Source organism: Parapedobacter deserti (assembly GCF_042646065.1).
Lineage (GTDB): Bacteria > Bacteroidota > Bacteroidia > Sphingobacteriales > Sphingobacteriaceae > Parapedobacter > Parapedobacter deserti.
On record NZ_JBHRTA010000009.1, the window covers coordinates 129,981 to 149,944 of the forward strand.

17 protein-coding genes are annotated in these 19,964 nt (G+C 49.6%); 6 read left to right on the forward strand and 11 right to left on the reverse strand.

Annotation, left to right across the window (positions count from 1 at the left end):
- Nucleotides 1-45: 45 nt before the first annotated feature.
- Complete coding sequence (locus ACFOET_RS04025; protein ID WP_379019824.1) at nt 46-453, forward strand: PepSY-like domain-containing protein; 408 nt, start codon at nt 46-48, stop codon at nt 451-453.
- Between the two features lie 11 nt (nt 454-464).
- Here ACFOET_RS04025 and trpA read toward each other — a convergent pair whose 3' ends face one another.
- The 4 genes from trpA to trpD are packed head-to-tail and all read right to left on the reverse strand — an operon-like array spanning nt 465 to nt 4,073.
- Complete coding sequence (trpA, locus tag ACFOET_RS04030) at nt 465-1,238, reverse strand: tryptophan synthase subunit alpha (RefSeq protein ID WP_379019826.1); 774 nt, start codon at nt 1,236-1,238, stop codon at nt 465-467.
- 2 nt (nt 1,239-1,240) lie between these two features.
- Complete coding sequence (gene trpB, locus ACFOET_RS04035) at nt 1,241-2,425, reverse strand: tryptophan synthase subunit beta (RefSeq protein ID WP_379019828.1); 1,185 nt, start codon at nt 2,423-2,425, stop codon at nt 1,241-1,243.
- Complete coding sequence (locus tag ACFOET_RS04040; protein WP_379019830.1) at nt 2,406-3,044, reverse strand: phosphoribosylanthranilate isomerase; 639 nt, start codon at nt 3,042-3,044, stop codon at nt 2,406-2,408. The genes trpB and ACFOET_RS04040 overlap by 20 nt, the downstream gene beginning before the upstream one ends.
- 39 nt (nt 3,045-3,083) lie before the next feature.
- Nucleotides 3,084-4,073 carry an anthranilate phosphoribosyltransferase gene (gene trpD, locus ACFOET_RS04045; RefSeq protein ID WP_379019832.1) on the reverse strand — a complete coding sequence of 330 codons (990 nt, stop codon included), beginning with the start codon at nt 4,071-4,073 and terminating at the stop codon, nt 3,084-3,086.
- Between the two features lie 322 nt (nt 4,074-4,395).
- Between trpD and ACFOET_RS04050 the strand changes: the two genes are divergently transcribed.
- Complete coding sequence (locus tag ACFOET_RS04050; RefSeq protein WP_379019834.1) at nt 4,396-4,986, forward strand: TatD family hydrolase; 591 nt, start codon at nt 4,396-4,398, stop codon at nt 4,984-4,986.
- Nucleotides 4,987-5,793, forward strand: coding sequence for a tRNA threonylcarbamoyladenosine dehydratase (locus ACFOET_RS04055; RefSeq protein ID WP_379019836.1), 807 nt, complete (start codon nt 4,987-4,989; stop codon nt 5,791-5,793).
- 41 nt (nt 5,794-5,834) lie between these two features.
- On the opposite strand, the gene ACFOET_RS04060 is transcribed toward ACFOET_RS04055, so the two are convergent.
- The 4 genes from ACFOET_RS04060 to ACFOET_RS04075 all read right to left on the reverse strand — a co-directional run bounded on the left by ACFOET_RS04060 (nt 5,835) and on the right by ACFOET_RS04075 (nt 9,205).
- Entirely contained in the window at nt 5,835-6,056 is a 222-nt protein-coding gene (locus ACFOET_RS04060) for a DUF2795 domain-containing protein (protein WP_002996718.1), read from the reverse strand.
- Nucleotides 6,057-6,275: 219 nt separating this feature from the next.
- Complete coding sequence (locus ACFOET_RS04065) at nt 6,276-7,034, reverse strand: ABC transporter ATP-binding protein (protein ID WP_379019838.1); 759 nt, start codon at nt 7,032-7,034, stop codon at nt 6,276-6,278.
- A gap of 39 nt (nt 7,035-7,073) precedes the next feature.
- Nucleotides 7,074-7,778 (reverse strand): lysophospholipid acyltransferase family protein, encoded by a 705-nt coding sequence (locus ACFOET_RS04070; RefSeq protein ID WP_379019840.1) that lies wholly within the window; start codon nt 7,776-7,778, stop codon nt 7,074-7,076.
- 59 nt (nt 7,779-7,837) lie between these two features.
- The gene (locus ACFOET_RS04075; RefSeq protein WP_379019842.1) at nt 7,838-9,205 is read right to left on the reverse strand and encodes a dipeptidase; all 1,368 of its coding nucleotides are present in this window, start codon (nt 9,203-9,205) and stop codon (nt 7,838-7,840) included.
- A 590-nt stretch (nt 9,206-9,795) separates the two neighbouring features.
- On the opposite strand from ACFOET_RS04075, the gene ACFOET_RS04080 reads away from it, so the two are divergent.
- From ACFOET_RS04080 to ACFOET_RS04090, 3 genes are all read left to right on the forward strand, one after another.
- Nucleotides 9,796-12,597, forward strand: coding sequence for an outer membrane beta-barrel protein (locus tag ACFOET_RS04080; RefSeq protein ID WP_379019843.1), 2,802 nt, complete (start codon nt 9,796-9,798; stop codon nt 12,595-12,597).
- Nucleotides 12,598-12,606: 9 nt separating this feature from the next.
- Entirely contained in the window at nt 12,607-13,392 is a 786-nt protein-coding gene (locus ACFOET_RS04085) for a GLPGLI family protein (protein ID WP_379019845.1), read from the forward strand.
- A 136-nt stretch (nt 13,393-13,528) separates the two neighbouring features.
- Nucleotides 13,529-14,773, forward strand: coding sequence for a PQQ-dependent sugar dehydrogenase (locus ACFOET_RS04090; protein ID WP_379019847.1), 1,245 nt, complete (start codon nt 13,529-13,531; stop codon nt 14,771-14,773).
- Nucleotides 14,774-14,826: 53 nt separating this feature from the next.
- Here the strand turns inward: ACFOET_RS04090 and ACFOET_RS04095 are convergent, their stop codons facing one another.
- Genes ACFOET_RS04095 through nuoL form a run of 3 tightly spaced genes read right to left on the reverse strand, consistent with a single transcriptional unit; the run spans nt 14,827 to nt 19,955 of the window.
- Nucleotides 14,827-16,317 (reverse strand): NADH-quinone oxidoreductase subunit N, encoded by a 1,491-nt coding sequence (locus ACFOET_RS04095; RefSeq protein WP_379019849.1) that lies wholly within the window; start codon nt 16,315-16,317, stop codon nt 14,827-14,829.
- Nucleotides 16,318-16,329: 12 nt separating this feature from the next.
- Nucleotides 16,330-17,934 carry a complex I subunit 4 family protein gene (locus tag ACFOET_RS04100; protein ID WP_379019851.1) on the reverse strand — a complete coding sequence of 535 codons (1,605 nt, stop codon included), beginning with the start codon at nt 17,932-17,934 and terminating at the stop codon, nt 16,330-16,332.
- Nucleotides 17,931-19,955: an NADH-quinone oxidoreductase subunit L gene (gene nuoL, locus ACFOET_RS04105; protein ID WP_379019853.1), complete on the reverse strand. Its 2,025-nt coding sequence runs from the start codon at nt 19,953-19,955 to the stop codon at nt 17,931-17,933. Before nuoL ends, ACFOET_RS04100 begins: the two co-directional genes overlap by 4 nt.
- Between the last annotated feature and the right edge of the window lie 9 nt (nt 19,956-19,964).

Consider the following 19,964-nt stretch of genomic DNA (forward strand, 5'->3'; position numbering starts at 1 on the left):
CAAACCATGAAAAATTTATTCGTTTGTCTAACCACGCTTTTTGCAATGAATCTCTCAATAGCGCAGCCCATCCAAACGCGAAGTGTGCCGGCCGTAGTGCTGAACACATTTCAGCAACAGTTTCCAAAGGCGGGCCGAGTGGAATGGGAGCGGCATGGAGACGGGAACTATGAGGTGGAGTTTACGGTCGGTTTGACCGGCCGCCATCACAAGGTTGCGATAAACCATGAAGGGAAAATGCTGATCCATGAGGAGGAAATCGCTTATTACTCACTGCCGGATGCCATCAAGCAACACATCATGGCGGCCTTTGGCGGGTACCGTATAGGAGGCGCAAAGAAGATCGAGCAAGGAGGAAACCGGTTGTACGAAGTCGAGCTGGATAGCCGCCATGGAGATCTGGAGATTTATTTCAATGCGGCGGGACAGGTTCTGAAAAAACAGGTAGAATGATATACACCTGCCTAGCCCGTCAACTGTTGAATGAACTGCGGAATGCGCTTCATGTAATCCGATTCGCCCAATAGCCTTACGAACGCGGTGCCGACAATGGCGCCATCGGCATAATCCGTCGCTTGTATAAATGTATCGTGATTGGAAATACCGAAACCGATCACCACCGGTCTTTTCAGTCTCATGGCGCGGATGCGCGAAAAGTATGATTCGGTATTTTCAGTAACCGACAGGTTCTTGCCTGTAGTCGCAGAGGAAGAAAGCAGGTAGACAAACCCGGTGGATAGCTCTTCAATTTTACGAATGCGGGCTTCTGACGTCTGCGGCGTCACTAAGAAAATATTAATAAGCTCGTTTGCCTCAAAAAGCGGAAGGTAAAACTCTTCATATTCATACAAAGGCAGGTCAGGCACGATCACTCCGTCTACACCCACATCTTTGCATGCCTGGCAGAACCGTTCTATCCCGTATTGCAGCACAGGATTGAGATAACCCATTAACAATACAGGTATTGACACGCTTTTACGTAGGTCGCTGAGTTGCTCAAAAAGTAGCGACAACGTCATTCCGTTGCGCAGAGCCACCTCTGAGCTGTGCTGAATGACCGGGCCGTCGGCAACGGGGTCCGAATACGGGAAGCCGATTTCGAGGAAGTCGGCGCCAGCCTGCTGTAGCGCTTCAGCAATCTCAAGCGTGCTTTTTAAGGTTGGATACCCTGCTGTATAATAAATCGAGAGTAAACGTTTGCTGCCTTTATCGGCAAATAGTTTATTGATTCTGTTCATGGTTAAAACCCAAAGTATTTCATGTAATTGTCCAAGTCCTTGTCGCCGCGGCCCGAAAGACATACTACAACGGTCTCATCGCCCTGAAAGGTCATTTTTTCCAGTTGCGCCAGTGCATGGGCACTTTCGATAGCGGGGATAATACCTTCCAGTCGCGTAAGCCGTAGACCGGCTTCCATCGCTTCTTCATCCGTAATGGCGGCGTATGCGGCACGTCCGGTTTTATACAGCCATGCATGCTGCGGGCCTATGCCAGGGTAATCTAATCCCGCGGAGATGGAATACGGCTCAATGACCTGCCCATCCGCAGTCTGCATGAGCAGGGAACGGCTGCCATGCAGTACCCCTTCGCGTCCCAGTGCGGTTGTTGCTGCCGACTCGCCGGAGTTTATCCCTTTTCCTGCCGCTTCCACGGCCACCAGTTTCACGGTAGGTTCATCAAGGAAGTGATAGAACATGCCGACAGCATTACTGCCGCCGCCCACGCACGCGATGGCATAGTCCGGCGTTGCCCTGCCGGTCTTTTCCATAAGTTGCGTCCGGGTTTCAGCAGAGATAACGGACTGGAATCGCGCCACCATGTCTGGGTAAGGGTGAGGTCCCACCACCGAACCGATAATATAATGCGTATCCACTGGATTGTTTATCCAATCGCGGAGGGCTTCATTGGTGGCGTCCTTCAGGGTCTGACTGCCCGAAGTAGCCGCTACCACGTCGGCGCCCATCATCTTCATGCGAGCCACATTGGGCGCTTGCCTTTCAATATCAATAGCGCCCATGTACACTACGCACTGCAGCCCTTTAAGCGCACAAACTGTAGCCGTGGCCACCCCATGCTGTCCGGCGCCTGTCTCCGCAATAATACGCTTTTTGCCGAGCCGCTCTGCGAGTAAAATCTGTCCAATGGTATTGTTGATCTTGTGCGCGCCGGTGTGGTTGAGGTCTTCCCGTTTTAGAAAGATGTTGGTGCCGTAACGTTCGGAAAGCCGTGCAGCGGGGTAGAGGGGAGAAGGGCGTCCTACATAGTCACGCAGTAGCACATCAAACTCTCGCTTGAAATCTTCACTTTGGATAATCCGCAAGTACTGCTGACGCAGTTCCTCCACATTTGGATAGAGCATCTCGGGGATGTATGCACCGCCGAAGTTGCCATAGTAACCCTTGTCGTTAACTTGATATTCGCTCATCACTGATGGTTTGTAATGTTCGTTTTAGCAGCTCAATATTTTTGTTGCCTGGTCCGACCTCAAATTTCGAATTCAGGTCCAGTGCATATAGGCGGCTGTCGCCTAGCCGAAGGGCATCCTGTACGTTTTCCGCACTTAGGCCGCCGCTCAGGAAAAAGGGCTTGCCGGATCGGTATTTGCCAAGCAAATCCCAGTTGAAACGTACCCCCGTGCCGCCATGTTGGGCGCTTTTCGTGTCAAACAAATAATAGTCTGCTACCTGTTCGTAAGCTGCCAATGCAGACCAGTCAAATGCTTCGCCAATGCCGAAAGCTTTGATGATTTCCACGCCAAGGTCCGTCAGTTTGCTGCAATATGCCGCGGATTCGTTTCCATGCAGCTGTACCGCTTCAAAGCGATACTGATTGACGGCTGCCCGCACAACGCTCACGTCGGCATTGACAAATACGCCTGTTTTTTTTGCCGGGCCTTGTAGCCCTGCTATCCATGCGGCGTCCAGCGAGCCTACATAGCGTTTGGAGCCGGGATGGAATATAAAACCGAGATAATCCGGTCGCAATGCCAGCACCTCCCTGATATTGTCAGGATATTTCAAGCCACATATTTTAATTTTAGTCATTAATTATTCACTAGTCACTAGTCGAGCACTGATTACATATCAACCATTCACTAATTTCCTGAAGCATTGCATCGCTTTCTTGCCTAGCAGCGAAGCTTCTGCCTCGTAGTAGCAATCTGCGAAACTCCGTTCGGGGTGGATGGTCTGTATGGCTATGGCAGCATTAGCCAAGACCACTTTATTTTGTTCGGGACTACCCTCACCGTTGATAAGTATCGTAAAGATGTTAGCGGCTTCCGCAACGGTGTTGCCCCCGGCTATACTGCATGCCGGCTGTGGGGCAAAACCAAGCTGCTCAAGCATGTAAAATCGTTCGCCCTGGTTGCTGATGGTCTTGAAGTCGCCAGTCAGTGATATTTCGTCATAGCCATCCAATGCATGCACGATCGTGTATCGTTTATCGGTCTGCTGATAGAGGTAACCATACAAACGGGCCAGTTCTAAGCTAAATACGCCCACGGATTGATAACACGGATTGGCTGGGTTGACCAACGGGCCGATCATGTTGAAAAAGGTTTTTATACCCAGTTCACGACGGATAGGTGCGACCGTTTTCATGGCCGGATGGAACAGCGGCGCATGGAGAAAGCAGATGTTTGCCTCATCCAACTGCCGGCTTATCGTATCGCGGTCATTGGTAAATCGATATCCCAGATATTCCATCACATTGGACGACCCGCAGCCGGAAGATACGCCATAGTTGCCATGCTTGGCTACAGCATAGCCAGCCCCAGCCACCACGAAAGAGGCCAGCGTCGAAATGTTGAACGTATTTTTACCATCGCCGCCCGTACCGCATAGGTCGATGAGCTTATAACCAGGAAACTCCAGTTGGAGACACAGGTCGTACATCGCATCGCGAAAGCCCTCCAATTCCTCCACGCGGATGCTGCGCATGCCATACGCGGTCATGAATGCCGCTATCTGAGAATTATTGTACCTGCCCGACGCAATGTTAGTCAATATCTCGTAGGCTTCACCCTTGGTAAAGGTCTTGAATTCAAAAAGGTGTGCTAAAATCTCCTTCATAGTAATTAAATATCCATAAAAAAAGCCTGCCGGTGATGGGCAAGCCGCTATACGTATCAGTAACTATTACTTACAATAGAAGGTTGCCACAGCGTCAATTGCTATGCCACCACCAAGTAATATGTTCTGTGCAAAAAATCATCTGATGTTGTCGGGCAAATATGGCTTTTTGTTTTGAAAAATGCAAGCAAACAAAAGAAATAGTGAAATTTTCATGTTTTTCGGTTTATTGTATTCATTTTTATATCGTATGCAACTTTACTTTGATATTCACACCCATGATAACCGGCACTGCGCAGAAATTAGGTGTATTTACAATGTATTGATCAAAGACCTGGCCAACGCCGAGCATGCAGAAAAGTACTGGATTTCGCTTGGCCTGCACCCGTGGTACCTGACCACCGACAATGTTGATGCGCAGTTGGCTGTTCTGGAAAACCATATAAATGACCGTAACGTCAAGCTCCTCGGTGAATGCGGCTTTGACCGGCTGCGCGGTCCCGATCTATCGGTACAGCGTGCCGTTTTTCAACGCCAGGCTGAGTTGGCGGTTGAGCATCGTAAGCCAATGATCATTCATTGTGTGCGGGCGTTCGATGAGCTGCAGGCCTACGGCAAACGCTTCGCGGACAGAGTGCCCATGGTGATACACGGATTCAATAAGTCGCCGCAACTAGCCAACCAATTAATCCGTCAGGGTTTTTTCCTTTCGTTTGGCGTCGCCATACTGGATGAAACCAGCAATGCAGCGAAGACTCTCCGGCAAATCGAGCAGCCCTTTTTTCTTGAAACCGATGATCATCATACAACGATCGAGACCATTTATGAGCAAGCCGCTTTTTTACGTCATATGACTGTACATGAACTGAAAGATGTTATTTTTGCCGGCTGGAAAGAGATAGCGCTGATTTAAATGACGGATGTTAACTGGCTTTCGCGCTCGGCCCTGCTGGTAGGCGACGAAGGGGTTGCGTTGTTGCAACAAAAGCACGTATTGGTGGTCGGGCTCGGAGGCGTCGGGTCGTTCGCTGCAGAGTTTATTTGCCGTGCAGGCGTGGGAGAAATGACTATCGTGGATGGAGACGTAGTAGATCCGACGAACCGCAACCGCCAATTGCCCGCGTTGGCTACCAACCATGGCGAAAGCAAAGCGGGCATTATGAGGGAACGCTTATTGGCCATCAACCCCGATCTTATACTGCACGTAGTGCAGGAATTCCTCACTCCGCAGAAGTGCAGGGAAATACTGGCTGAACGGTATGATTATATCATGGATTGTATTGACAGCATCACGCCGAAAGTAACCCTGCTATCCACTGCGCTGCAATCGGGAGTGCCCATTGTCAGTTCAATGGGAGCCGGTGGCAAACTCGACCCGACAAAAGTCCGCGTTACATGGCTGCCGGAAACCTATCAGTGTGTATTTGCCCAATACGTGCGAAAACGTCTGAAAAAACTGGCCAACGCTAGTAAGGTCAAAGCCGTGTTTTCTACAGAAGAAGTGATGAGGGATTCATTGGTGATGACGGACGGAAGTAACTTTAAACGGTCGGCTTATGGTACGATTTCTTATTTGCCGGCAGCTTTCGGAGGTGTGTGTGCGTCGGTGGTTATACGCGATCTGCTGGAAATACCCGTTGAAATAGCCCACCGCCCGAAAGAAATCCAACGCAAGAAATGGAGAACGAAAAACGATAAAATAGGTTACAGATTGTCATGACATGAGACCGCCCCGACATCTTCATGCGGGGCGGCTAACCGTCAGTATTCATCCTCGTTGAAGAAGAAGTCGTCCTTAGTGGGATAATCGGGCCAAATTTCCTCTATATTTTCATAGGGCTCACCGTCGTCTTCCAAGGCCTGCAGATTTTCAATAACTTCCACGGGGGCTCCAGAACGGATGGCATAATCTATAAGCTCGTCCTTTGTTGCCGGCCAAGGTGCATCTTCCAAATGTGAGGCTAACTCTAATGTCCAATACATAACCTATCAATTTAAGTTTCATTTTTGCGCAAAAATATAATATTTCTATTATGATTTTTGAATTTTTTACCAGTATTTTTTAGCCCTAATATAAGTTTTTGAAAGTCAATCACTTGACGTACAATTTTTACCTTTTTTTTACAAAAAAGCAGGGATTCCGCTTGCCGAAGTGCGATTCGCCTTGTAGAAAATACGCGGATTGGGTGTCAGCGAAAATCGTCAAATATTTTCAAAATCCGAACCCTTTGCACGGAGTGCTGCAAGTCTCGGGGAGACATTCTTGATGTCCTTATTGGGATAGTCATCTTCGATCAGGCCGTCTCGCATGCGGACAATGCGGTGGGCGTGCTGAGCGATGTCTTCCTCGTGGGTCACCAAGATGATAGTGTTGCCACGGGAGTGTATTTCTTCGAGCAGTTCCATGATCTCTACGGAGGTTTTCGTATCCAGGTTACCTGTGGGTTCGTCTGCCAATATGATCGATGGATTATTGATGAGCGCACGTGCCACCGCTACCCGTTGTCGCTGGCCGCCAGAGAGCTCATTTGGTTTGTGATCCACACGGTTGCCCAGCCCAACACTTTCCAGTGCGCGTTGGGCCATTTCATCTCGCTTACTTTTGCTGTAACCAGCGTAGACCAACGGTAACGCTACATTGTCCAGCGATGTCGAACGGGGAAGCAGGTTAAATGTCTGGAAAACGAATCCGATTTCTTTATTGCGCACTTCAGCCAGCTCGTCATCGGTCATATCACTCACATTGATGCCATTAAGTATATATTCACCGCGGGTTGGGGTATCCAAGCAGCCAAGGATATTCATCAACGTGGATTTTCCCGAGCCAGACGGCCCCATTAATGCGACAAATTCACCTTTGTTGATGGTCAAGGTCACTGATTTCAAGGCATGGATGGTTTCCGAACCGATGACGTATTTGCGTCCAATATCCGTAATTTGAATGAGTGACTGCTGAGACATATTTACTTTTTTGTGTAAGACGCACGAATATAGGAAAAGTTACGTGCCGTCCGTTTTGTTCCAACGTTTTTTTATCGCGTCGCGCACTTCATCGCGCAGCCGGTCCGCGTGCTCCTGCTGGAGCCCTGTGGTCTCAACAGGCGCTAGTACTTCGACGCGTACAACCCCTGGTCTGCTTCCGAATCGTTTAGCATCGTCCCAGAAAATCTGCCATGCATTCTGAATAACTACGGGGAGAATGCTCGTCTGGGATTCAATAGCTAATTTGAATGGGCCGTTTTTGAAATCGTGTAGACGCGGGGGAAAGTCATCGCCAATACGGCCTTCCGGGAATATAACCACGCTTTGTCCTTTTCCAATGTATTCGTTGGCGCGTTTAAACGCCTTGAAAGCGGATATCTTGCTTTGTCGGTTTAACGGGATATCTATGGTTTTGAAGAACATTCCCGTAACTGGATTGTCAAGCAGTTCAATCTTTCCCATGAAAGAGAAGTCAGACGGACACAGCAGAACCATGGCTGTGATGTCCAGATTAGATGTATGATTGGCGCACATCACGTAGGGTTTCGACCAGTCAACAGGTGTTTCAAACCTAAAACGATAAAAGATGCCGACCAGTGCCGAACTTAAGAAACCGATGATGAAGCGAGCCTTTACAATCCGGTGGAAATGTCGCTCCGGGTTTTTCGCCAGGATAGCTAATAACGGGAACAAGAGCGCAAAGAAAAATAAAACAGATGCCAAATAAAGACATCTGTGTAGCTTTCTTAACATCCGTGTTATCGCACTCACGACTTGAGGCGTTAGCTTAGTTCCGCAAAGTATTTGTGGAACAGCGGGATCGTTTCGATGCCTTTGAAATAATTAGCAATGTCGTATTTTTCATTGGGCGAATGCAGGTTGTCGCTGTCTAACCCGAAGCCCATCAAAACGGTCTTCAGTCCTAATTCTTTTTCGAATAGCGAGACAATTGGGATACTGCCTCCCCCACGAGTCGGGATTGGCTTCTTGCCGAAGGCTTCTTCAATTGCCTTTTCGGCAGCACGGTAGGCCGCACTGTCTGTGGGTGTGACAGCGGGCTGTCCACCATGGTGTGGGGTTATTTTTACAGATACGTAGTCGGGCGCTATGGCTTCGAAATGGCGGGCGAAAAGCGCAGTGATTTTGTTTGAATCCTGATTGGGAACCAACCGCATGGAAATCTTGGCGTAAGCTTTGGACGGGAGTACAGTTTTGGCACCCTTTCCGATATATCCTCCCCAGATGCCGTTTAACTCTAAAGTGGGCCGGATACCCGTTCGTTCGACGGTGGTGAAGCCTTTTTCGCCCCAAAGGGCTCTGATGCCCAGATCAGCTTTGTATTCAGCTTCGACAAACGGTGCTTGATTCAATGCTTGGCGTTCTGCATCGCTGAGCTCGGCCACATCATCATAGAATCCCGGTATGGTTATGCGGTTGTGTTCGTCATGCAGCGACGCGATCATCTTAGCCAGCGTGGTAATCGGATTGGCTACCGCGCCGCCATATACGCCTGAATGCAGGTCGCGGTTAGGCCCCGTTACTTCCACTTCCAGGTATGAGAGGCCACGCAACCCCGTTTCGAGCGAGGGCGTCTCCAAGCTGATCATAGCGGTATCAGATATCAGCACCACATCGGCGGCCAATCGGTCCTTATTGGCTTTCACGAAAGTGCCGAGATTGTCTGAGCCCACCTCTTCCTCGCCTTCTATCATGAATTTGATATTACAAGCCAACGTGCCGGTAGCTTGCATCAATTCAAAGGCTTTAATGTGCATGTAAAATTGCCCCTTATCATCACAGGCGCCACGGGCGAATACCTTGCCGTCCCGTACCGTCGGCTCAAAGGGAGGCGTTTCCCACAGTTCCAAGGGATCGGGCGGCTGCACGTCGTAGTGGCCGTATACCAGTACAGTGGGTTTGTCGCTGCCAATGATTTTTTCGCCATAAACAATGGGATGGCCAGCGGTAGCACATACTTCAACCCGATCTGCTCCGGCGTCCCGCAGTTTTTGGGCTATAAACTCAGCGGTGGCGCGAACATCAGCTGCGTAGGCTGGGTCGGCACTTACGGAAGGGTAACGGAGCAACTCAAATAACTCATCCAGGAAGCGTTGTTGATGAGCTCCCACATATTCCTTGATTTTTTGCATACGAAAGGCTTTGCCGCAAACTTAGTTAATTTACCAAAGATAGGCAAGTTAGCCGGGACTGGAAATATGGCCGAATGCATCAACATGTTTCCCGGAAAGATGTTTCTTGGATTAAAATCTTAACCGTCAAGCTGATGTTAAGATATTGTCCAGAATTTGGTATTTTTGCATAAGCGTCCTCCCCGGATAAATGATACTCATAATCGCGGCTGGAAAAGCCGTAAGTCCGTTGCTACTCCGTTGAAATCCGTTAAACTCCGTTCTGACGCTGTTGTCCCTACGCTGCCCCTCCACCGCCTCTATATGGGACCTGCGCCCTATGGGCACCAGCCATGCTATTCACCTGCCTTGCAACAGATCATGTTAATGGGCATCTTAAGCCAGGAGGGGGCACGGAGGTCTGGAAGTGGAAGGGCAATACTGGCGGGTATATCAAGCGTTCGATGTAAAGTCATTTGCAAAGAAATGTTAAATTATCAAACATAATTATAAAACTATTTTTTTAGTTTTATATTTGACTGTCAATTAAGTAACAACATGAAAAATGCACTTCGGCCTTTGCCATGTGTCAACATATAGCATAACCAATTATGATAATAAAAAACCTAGTTACGCTTGTCATGGTGTGTTCATGTTGGCTTTTTGCTGTAGGCCAAGGCAACGGCTACGCAATTAAAGGTGCCGTAGTTGACACCGCTTCGAGCATTCAGCTCGCTAAATCGTCCATAGTGCTGGTGCATGCAAAGGATTCCATGCTGTATCGGTTTACCCGGACAGACGAATCTGGGAATTTTCGACTTGATGACTTGGAGGCTGGACAGTATATTCTTTTTGCCACCTTTCCGGAATATGCCGATTATGTGGAGCACTTTACACTGGATAGTGCGACTAAGGTGGTAGATTTCGGCAACCTGGGGTTGGTACTCCGGACGCGCTTGCTTGAAGAGGTGCTGGTGAATCGTCGACAGGCAATCACCATTAAAGGTGATACAACGGAGTACGATGCGGGAAGCTACGTTATTCAGCCTAACTCCAAAGTAGAAGATCTTCTGAAGCAGCTGCCTGGTATTCAGGTAGACCAGGATGGCAAGATCACAGCCCAAGGACAGACCGTAAATAAGGTGTTGGTAGACGGAGAGGAATTCTTCGGCGATGACCCTACGTTGGTCACGCGCAACCTGCGGGGCGATATGGTGGATAAGGTACAGCTTTACGATAAGCGGAGCGACCAGGCAGAGTTCACCGGGGTTGATGACGGCGAGCGTATGAAGACGCTCAATATCAAACTAAAAGAAGATAAGAAAAAGGGGTACTTCGGCAAAGTGGATGCTGGTATTGGCAGCAATGATATGTACGAGGGACAGGCAATGTTTAACCGTTTCAACGACAAGCAACGGTTTTCAGCGTTTGGAACCATCGGAAATACCGGTCGCACAGGACTGAATTGGCAGGACGCCGACCGCTTTGCTCCTTCGGGGACCACCTCGTTTACGGAAGACGGTAGCATAATTATTACGGTAGGAGGGGGGCAGGACGATATCGAATCATGGGGCGGGCGTTACGACGGCAGGGGTATCCCTTCCGCATTAAATGGCGGCGCTTATTATAGCAACAAATGGAATGAAGGCAGACAGTCGATCAACGGGAATTATAAAATCGGTGAGTTGAGCGTGAATGGAACCAGCAACTCGATCACCCAGAATACGCTTCCGACCGGACGGATCAACACGGTGTCCGACCAGGCGTTTGACCGCCGGATTTTCCGCCAGCGGGGAGGTGCAATCGTTGAGACGCAGTTCGACTCGACTTCCACGTTGAAAGTGACGGTGGATGGAACGCTTAGAAATGGTGAAACCTCCGAGTCCAGCCAGTCGGTCGGCACAGATGCCAATGGTGGTATGCTCAATCAGTCGATGCGGCGAACCTGGAATGATTCCGAAGGGTTAAGTGCTTACATTACCGCATTTTGGACAAAGAAGCTGCGCAAGCAGGGAAGGACTATCTCTTTGGAGCTCAATGAAACCATTAACCAAAGTAAATCCCACGGATTTCTGTTTTCAGAAAATTCCCTTTATGTAGACGGCACTGTGGACAGCGTCTTGCTGGTTGATCAACTAAAGATAAACGATGCCCGAAACTCGGTATTCAATTCGAACATTACTTATTCCGAGCCATTGACCAACACCCTTTCCCTAGTGTTGAACTACCGGCTTACGGCAAACAATGGTGCCTCGCTCAGGCAATCTTTCAATCCCGTCGGCGCGAATGGAGCGCACGCGGAGCTGGATTCCCTGTTTAGTAACGATTTCACGCTGAACCAGCTGGCTAATCAACTCGGTGCTATGCTCAACTTCAGGAAGGGTAAATCCACGCTCAATTTCGGTTCAAGGGTAAGCCGTGTGCGATTTGATCAGACCGATCGGTATGCAGACAGCAGGTTCGAACGAAGTTTCACCAATCATAATCCGCAATTGATTTGGCAATATCGCTTTTCTCAGCAGAAATCACTTCGCCTTTCCTACAACGGAAACAACACGCAACCTGCCATTAACCAAATACAGCCGGTCCGTGTAAATGATGACCCCATGAACATTGTGTTGGGCAATCCTGGTCTCAAACCCTCATACACCAATCGCTTCAATGTGTCATACAACTCATTTAAGGTGCTCGGCAACCAATACATCTATTTTTCAGGCGGCTTCTCAAATACCCACAATCCCATCGTGAGCAACACCCACACAGACTCCGTGGGCCGCAGCACTTTCCAATATGCCAACCTGGACGACCAGTCTCCGATGAATTACTACTTTTATTCCAACTTCAGCAAAAATTTAAAAAAATGGAATCTCAACGTAGGCGCTGGATTGAATACCAACGGAAATGTGTATTATAACCTTACAAACGGGGAATTGAATAGGACGCAAAATTCGACTTATTCCGCAAGCATCAATATTAGACAGCATATTCAGAAAAAATATGATTTTAATATGGACGTTGGACCTTCGTACATGCTTGGAAAAGCGTCTCTGCAACGGCAACAAGACAATAATGGATGGGGACTTAACGGTAATTATTCATTCAATATCTATTTGCCACTCAAATTCCAGATCAACTCACAGGGCCGGTATACGTATACCGCTCCTACAGCGTTGTTTGACGAAGCTTTTGAACAATTTATCGTTGATGCATCAGTGAGCAAAAAATTCCTTCCCGACGAAACGCTCCGGTTTGGAGTTGGGGTAAATGACATCTTCAATCAAAATAGGGGCTTTAACCGAAGTGCGAATAATAACTTTTTTACGCAAAACAGCTATACGACAATCGCACGTTTCCTAATGTTCTCGTTGACATGGGATTTCAACAAGATGGGGGGCGCCTCCATAAATAATTAAATGAGCAAAATGAAGATAAAGATTTTCCAACGCTTGTCGGCCTTGCTACTCGTCTCAGTACTTGCCGCGCAACCGCTGAAAGCACAGTATGCGCGTTTTGTTGAAAGCGGCGCCATCGAGTTCGAAAAACGGGTAAACATGTACGCAAAGATCAAGAGTAGGTTAGGCAATAGCTCGTTTATGGAGCAGGCTTATGAGCAATACAAAAAGACTAATCCCCAGTTTAAATCATTCAAATACAACCTCGTCTTCGATCGTGATAGGACTCGGTTTTGGCCACATGGAGACCGCGAGAATTCCTCGGCTGGCTTTTTCGGCAACGACCCTTCTATTGACATCGGGAGCATTATTTTCACTGATTTCGCCGCAGGGCAGCAGGTTAGCCAGAAAAGTGTTTATGAAGAAACCTACCTTATTACCGATAGCATCCGGCACATCCAATGGAGGTTCACCAACGAGACGCGCGAAATCGCTGGCTACTTGTGCCGGCGGGCCAACGCGTTAATTCTTGACTCTGTCTATGTCGTAGCATTTTACACAGACCAGATACCTTTGTCTGGCGGCCCTGAGTCATTCGCCGGACTCCCTGGCATGATTCTCGGTGTCGCACTACCCTATGAAAATATTACGTATTTTGCCACTAAGGTGGAAGATCGCCCCGTGTCAGCAAAAGAGCTGGATCCTCCTAAAAGAGGGAAACCACTCAATTATCATCAGTTGCGGACCCAATTGGAGGCCAGCTTAAAAAATTGGGGCGAGTTCGCCCAATCTATACTGAAGGCCATGTTGCTTTAGTTGATAAAAAACATTGCTCGCCATTGGTTGTTGACTACCCTAAGATCGGATGAATATACTAGTCCAGATATTAGCTATGGAATCAATCAATTGTTTGCTTTTTTGCAGGTTATCAGCTGCATTGATAGTTTTGAGCATGTTGTGCACGCCGACCCAAGCCCAGGAGATCGTCGAATACGGCCTGGATGTCCGGTTGCCTGCTCCAATGGCAACGCCGTCGGCCACGAAACTAGCTAAAGTCATTGGGTGGCCCGAGGACAGAAAGCCGGTGGCGCCTCAAGGCTACCGGGTAGTGAAGTTCGCTGATGGGATGAACAGCCCGAGGTGGGTTTATGTTGCACCAAACGGAGATATCTTTGTCTCCGAGGCGCGCACCGTTAAACGCGGCGCGGCGCGGATCAAAGAACTGGTAAGCGGCAAGGCGCGCTCCCGAAACGAGAACCTCGAAGTAAGCTCACATCAGATCATCCTTTTTCGCGACACGGATGGCGACGGACAACCGGAATTCCAACGGGTTTACCTGGATGGCTTGAACCAGCCCTTCGGCATGCTCGTGCTGGGTAACCACTTCTATGTCGCGAACACCGATGCGTTGTGGCGGTTTCCTTATGATCCGGAGGCTCACAGCATTGTTGCGGACGGGGAGAAGCTCGTAGACCTGCCTGCCGGCGGGTATAACAACCATTGGACACGCAATATTATTGCTAATGCCGATGGTAGCAAAATTTATATTTCCGTTGGTTCAGGAAGTAATGTGGGCGAAAACGGTATGGAGCATGAAGTCCGCCGCGCCTGCATCCTTGAAGTCAACCCAGACGGTACCAACGAGCGCATTTTCGCATCTGGTCTGCGTAATCCGGTGGGGATGGATTGGGAACCAGTGACCGGTAAGCTTTGGACTGCAGTTAATGAGCGGGATGAGCTTGGGGACGCGTTAGTGCCGGATTACATTACAGCGGTGCAAGAGCACGGGTTTTATGGGTGGCCGTATGCCTATTGGGGAAAACATCCCGATCCAAACTGGGAAGGGAAACACCAGGAATTGATTGACAAGAGCATTGTTCCGGATTATGCGTTGGGGTCGCATACGGCGTCGCTGGGCTTAGCGTTCAGGACGAACGAGCGTTTTGAGCCCGGCGCTTATATCGGCCAGCATGGTTCATGGAATCGATCGGAGCTTGTCGGGTATAAAGTAATGTACGTGCCTTTTGAAAATGGCAAACCCAAAGGCATGCCTGAAGATTTTCTGACCGGATTCGTTGCCGATGCGGAAAGTGGCGAGGTCTATGGACGGCCGGTAGGAGTAGCTTTTGCGAAAAACGGGTATATGCTGGTATCCGATGACGCCGGCAATTCAATCTGGGCAGTGGTGCCGGAATGATAGCTATCCGAACGGGGTGATGTTCAATTGTGGGCGCGCGCAGAGCCTTGTAATCAAAATAGCCCGATCAGCCATCCTGGGAAGATACCCAGCAATAAAACGGCAGTTGTGATCAACAGCGCTACTCCGACAATCGACGACGGCAGCGCCGCAATCTCTGAGGCCCTCTCCCGTTTGCGCAAAAAAGCATTCAGTGGCACCTTAAAGTAGTAGAACAGGGAAACGACGGTTGTTAGCGCACCAACGATAAGCAAAACGATCATGCCAATCTCACCTGTATGTTGCCACTGATTGAATACCGCGCTGAACACCAGTATCTTAGCTACGAATCCGGCAGTTGGTGGAAGACCGGTAAGTGACACGAGTAAGACCACAAAGCAAATACATGCAAGCGGAAGTACTTTTCCTAATCCGCGGTATCCCTCAACATCGACAGCACCCGTGCGTGCTTCGATGTAATCGGCCAGCATAAATACACCCATGTTCATCAACCCGTATACGGTGAGGTAAAATAAGAGGATGGTGTATTCTCCGGTCGAATACGCGAGTACTGCCATCATGAGAAAGCCCGTATGCCCGATAGAAGAATAAGCCATCATCCGCTTGATATTGGTTTGTGCCAATGCGGCAAGGTTGCCCAGCAGCATAGTTGCAACGGCCGATAGTAATATGAGGGTATGCAAGTGTTGGTAGGCATAGCTATCGGCAGGCCAGGCGTACAAAATCCGGGCAAGTAAAGCTATGCCAGCGATTTTCGGGACGGTGGAAAGAAAAGCCGTCACCGGCGTTGGTGCTCCCTGATAAACATCAGGTGTCCAGAAATGGAATGGCACGAAGGATAACTTGAAGCCAAGGCCTGCAAAAACAAACAGCAATACCGCGCCAACCAGCAACGGCCCAGTATCGATGAGCCCCTGAATATGTTCAGGGGAAGTGAAATCCAGGTTGCCGGTAAAGCCGTACAGGAATGACAATCCGTATAGCATCACGGCAGAGCATACCGAGCCAAACAGTACGTACTTCATCGAGGCTTCCGCCTGCAGGGGTTCCCTTGCAAGGTAACCGACCATGAGGTAAGAGCCGATGGATACCATTTCGACGGCCACGAATACCATCAGCCAGCTAGTGGCCATACCCATAAGGTTAAGACCGATCTGTACCGCGATCAGAATACTGTATAAGTCTGCTGTTTTTTTGGGGTGGGCTTTGAATTCGGAGTTGCCGTGCACAAACAGGACAAACAGAAGACTGATTGCGCCTGTAAGGATACGTATATATCGGCCAAAGTCATCGATTGACATGGTGCCGAACAGCGCCCCGCTAGCGGTGGGTGCTACCAGTTGCAGTACGCTAAACGTCCCAGCCAGTATGATGCCGGCTAAGGTGATGGTGAATGTGCCGTGCCGCCAACGGTGGTCGACGAATAAGCCCGAGCCGATACTCGAAAGGAAGGTAGCGGCCAGCACCAACTCTGGCATCAGCTGGGGAAGTCCCGAGAGAATGTGGTCGAGTTTAATACTTATATCGGGTAGTAGTTCAATCATGACTCATACGTTTTACTTCCCTGTGACTAATTCCACCAATGCCAATACCGAGGCGTTGATATGGCCAAGTGCCAATGATGGATAGATGCCCAACACCAAGGCGAGTGTAAGCATCGGGATCATGACAAGCGTTTCGCGGGGCGTTGCATCTGTGAGGGCATTGGTCCAAGCCTCACCGCCTTTTAGGCGGAGCCCCCCGAAAAACATCCGCTGGAGTGTCCACAGGAAATACGCAGCACTAAGCAAGATGCCTAATGATCCTGCGATGGCCATCCACCGCGGCAGGAGACCATTAACAGTTTCCGAGTTAAATGCCCCGATAATGACAAACGCCTCACCAATGAAAGCCGAAAAACCGGGCAGTCCTAGCGATGCAAAAAAGGTTATGCCGATAAAGACGGTGAATCGAGGGACCAGGCTCGCTAATCCGCGGAAATGGTGTATGTCACGGTCCTGCACTCGATCATACAGCATGCCCACTAAAAAAAACAGGGCGGCCGATAGGAAACCATGACTGATCATCTGGAATACCGCACCGGCCATGCCTTCCACAGTAAGCGATGCCACTCCTAACAGCACAAAGCCCATGTGTGATACGGATGAGTATGCAACCATCCGTTTCAGGTCCCGCTGGGTCAAGGCAACGAATGCCCCGTAGACGATGGACACAACGCCGATAAGTCCCAGCCACCACGCCGATTGAAGCGCGGCATCGGGAAATATACTAAAACAGATCCGTAGTATGCCGTACCCGCCGATTTTGAGTAAAATACCGGCGAGAATGATAGACACAGGGGTAGGTGCCTCCACATGCGCGTCAGGTAGCCATGTGTGGAGTGGTACAATGGGCACCTTGATCGCGAAGGCAACAAACAAGACGATGAAGCCGAGTAATCGCGCCGGGATGCCGAAAAGCTCCCGTTGAGCCACCGATGAAAATATCGAACTAGGCACATAGTTAGCGGCGTCCATCATGTGCAGCATATTGAAGGTATGGGCACCCGTTGTGGGATCGATGACCGAAAAATAGAGTCCCACAATGACCAATAACATGAATACCGAGCCAAATAAGGTATACAGGAAAAACTTAATGGCAGCATACTCCCTTTTTGCGCCGCCCCAGATTCCGATGAGAAAATACAGCGGCAGCAGCAGCAGCTCATAAAAAATATAAAACAAGAAGAAGTCCAACGCCGAGAAAACACCCATCACGGCCATGTCCAAAATCATCAACAGAATGAAGTAGCCTTTTACGCTTTTCTGCATGTTCCACGACGCCCCGATGGCGATGAGGATAACAAGCGCGGTGAGAAACAAGAAAGGCATCGAAAGCCCGTCCACGCCGACGAAATAGTCGATTTCAAGTCTGCCGATTTGTCCCATGTCCAACCGAATCCAAGGAGAACGGTCGACGAACTGGTATAACCGTTCTTCATTGATGCCCGACCCCTTTGGATGGAAAAGGCAATACATTGCTCCGCTGAGCACCAGCTGTAAGAGCCCCGTAGCGAGCGCAATGTACTTACAAATGGATTTCAATGCATTGGGGGCGAGTACCATCAAGGCGGCCGCAACCAGCGGCAAAAAGATCAATATGGTCAATAAATGCGGGTTCATGCCTGCGCGAATATATGATAAAGCAAAATCACCAAAACAACAAAAAATACTAAGGCAAGGTAGTGTTGTATCCTGCCGGTCTGTGTGCGCCTGAGTACGTTGCCAACCCCCCAAGCGAGCTGACCGGCTAAGCGTACCAAGCCATCCACAAGATGCTGGTCTATTTTTGCAACTACAACTGCCAGGGATCGTCCTGCTGCGGCGAAGCCATTGATGAGGCCGTCTACAACGTGCCGGTCCAGCCAGCGCAGCACAAGCGACAGCCTTAGCAGCGGCTGCACGATAACGGCGTCATAACATTCGTTGATGTAACCTTGGCGTTCCGACAACCGATATAACAAACCTTTTCTCTTCAGCGGATATCTTCCGAGCACGTACCAGCGCCAAACTAAGGAGGCCACGGCCACGGTGACCACCGTGGCCAATGTCGGGATAAGTATGTGAAGCGATCGAAGGGGAGGCAAAGCAGGTGTTTCCTGCGCAAGCTGCGCGAGCAACCATACGTGCCCGTCATTCAACGGGTGAAGCGTGAATAATGGGAAGAGGGAGCAAACAGCAAGAAAGATCATCGGAAATAACATCCAAGGTGATGTCTTTTCGTGAGGTTTGACACCGGTGGCCGACGGAGCGAAAAACACCTTTGCCAACAAACGGAAGATATAAAAGCTGGTCAAAACACTCACAAAGAGCAAAATAAATGGAATCACTTTGACCGCTCCGTGTTGCAGGGAAGACCATTCAAACGCATGGACCAGCAACGCATCCTTGGAAAGATAACCTGCTGTGAGCGGGAATCCTGCCAGTGCAAGCGACGCGATGAGCATGGTTACAAAGGTTACCGGCATTTGCTTCCGCAATCCGCCCATTTGTCGGATGTCCTGTGGATCGATATCCAGTCCATGTTTTTCCTTAGTGTGCTGCATGGCATGAATGACCGATCCCGCGGTAAGGAAAAGCAGGCATTTGAAAAATGCATGGGTGACGAGGTGGAAAAGAGCCACATGGTACATCCCGATACCGACTCCCACCATCATAAAACCAAGCTGTGAGACGGTAGAAAACGCGAGTATTTTTTTGATGTCGTGCTGGGTGACCGCAAAGTAGCCGGCAATAAACGCTGTAACAGTACCTGTAGTGGCAATGACCTGTAGCACGGTAGCATCAAACACAGGGAACACTCGGGCTAGGAGGAACACTCCAGCAGCCACCATCGTGGCTGCATGAATGAGTGACGAAACTGAGGTTGGCCCTTCCATGGCGTCCGGCAGCCACACATGTAACGGAAACTGTGCCGACTTGGCCATCGCTCCCAGAAAGATTGCCAGTCCCGCCACGGTGAGCCACCCGGCGGGAACCCTGCTGCTGGCAACGATAGCAGGGGTGTCGGCCCCGTTCAATATCGTAAATAGTCCCTGTGACCCGAAAAGCGATTGAATATCCAACGTGCCGAAGCCGCTGTAGAGGATTGCGATGCCGATAAGAAGGCCAATATCGCCGATGCGGTTGACAATAAACGCCTTTTTGTTAGCTTGAACCGCTGTCTCCCGGGTGTGCCAGAAACCGATCAGGAGGTAAGAGGCAAACCCTACGAGCTCCCAATAAATGTACATCAACAGCAGATTATCAGCAACGACAAGCCCGAGCATTGCGGCGCAGAATAAACTGAGGTACATCCAGTAACGATGAATGTTTGGCTCGTCTTTCATATAAGACACAGAATAGATGTGCACAGGCAGGGCGACAAGGCACACCAATAGCAGCATCAATACCGAGATGTTGTCGAGTAAGAACCCAACATGAAAAGCTTGCTGGCCAACGGTAAACCAATGCCACTGAACCTGGATCGGTTCATGATTCCATACCTGTGCGAATGTGTAGCCTGCAGCCAGCAAACTAAGGGCTATTGTCGTTACGGAGGCGGCGCCGTTCCCGGCTCTCCTGCCTAGTGCGGCGGATAAGAGAAATCCGATGAAGGGCAACAACACTGCCGAACAGGCAGCCAGGATCGGATATGTTAGCATAGGAGCAGG

Bases quoted from the DNA above. Each gene is read 5' to 3' on its own strand.
- ACFOET_RS04025 (WP_379019824.1), top strand. From the start codon at position 46: ATGAATCTCTCAATAGCGCAGCCCATCCAAACGCGAAGTGTGCCGGCC.
- trpA (WP_379019826.1), bottom strand. From the start codon at position 1,238: ATGAACAGAATCAATAAACTATTTGCCGATAAAGGCAGCAAACGTTTA.
- trpB (WP_379019828.1), bottom strand. From the start codon at position 2,425: ATGAGCGAATATCAAGTTAACGACAAGGGTTACTATGGCAACTTCGGC.
- ACFOET_RS04040 (WP_379019830.1), bottom strand. From the start codon at position 3,044: ATGACTAAAATTAAAATATGTGGCTTGAAATATCCTGACAATATCAGG.
- trpD (WP_379019832.1), bottom strand. From the start codon at position 4,073: ATGAAGGAGATTTTAGCACACCTTTTTGAATTCAAGACCTTTACCAAG.
- ACFOET_RS04055 (WP_379019836.1), top strand. From the start codon at position 4,987: ATGACGGATGTTAACTGGCTTTCGCGCTCGGCCCTGCTGGTAGGCGAC.
- ACFOET_RS04060 (WP_002996718.1), bottom strand. From the start codon at position 6,056: ATGTATTGGACATTAGAGTTAGCCTCACATTTGGAAGATGCACCTTGG.
- ACFOET_RS04065 (WP_379019838.1), bottom strand. From the start codon at position 7,034: ATGTCTCAGCAGTCACTCATTCAAATTACGGATATTGGACGCAAATAC.
- ACFOET_RS04075 (WP_379019842.1), bottom strand. From the start codon at position 9,205: ATGCAAAAAATCAAGGAATATGTGGGAGCTCATCAACAACGCTTCCTG.
- ACFOET_RS04080 (WP_379019843.1), top strand. From the start codon at position 9,796: ATGATAATAAAAAACCTAGTTACGCTTGTCATGGTGTGTTCATGTTGG.
- ACFOET_RS04085 (WP_379019845.1), top strand. From the start codon at position 12,607: ATGAAGATAAAGATTTTCCAACGCTTGTCGGCCTTGCTACTCGTCTCA.
- ACFOET_RS04090 (WP_379019847.1), top strand. From the start codon at position 13,529: ATGTTGTGCACGCCGACCCAAGCCCAGGAGATCGTCGAATACGGCCTG.
- ACFOET_RS04095 (WP_379019849.1), bottom strand. From the start codon at position 16,317: ATGATTGAACTACTACCCGATATAAGTATTAAACTCGACCACATTCTC.
- ACFOET_RS04100 (WP_379019851.1), bottom strand. From the start codon at position 17,934: ATGAACCCGCATTTATTGACCATATTGATCTTTTTGCCGCTGGTTGCG.
- nuoL (WP_379019853.1), bottom strand. From the start codon at position 19,955: ATGCTAACATATCCGATCCTGGCTGCCTGTTCGGCAGTGTTGTTGCCC.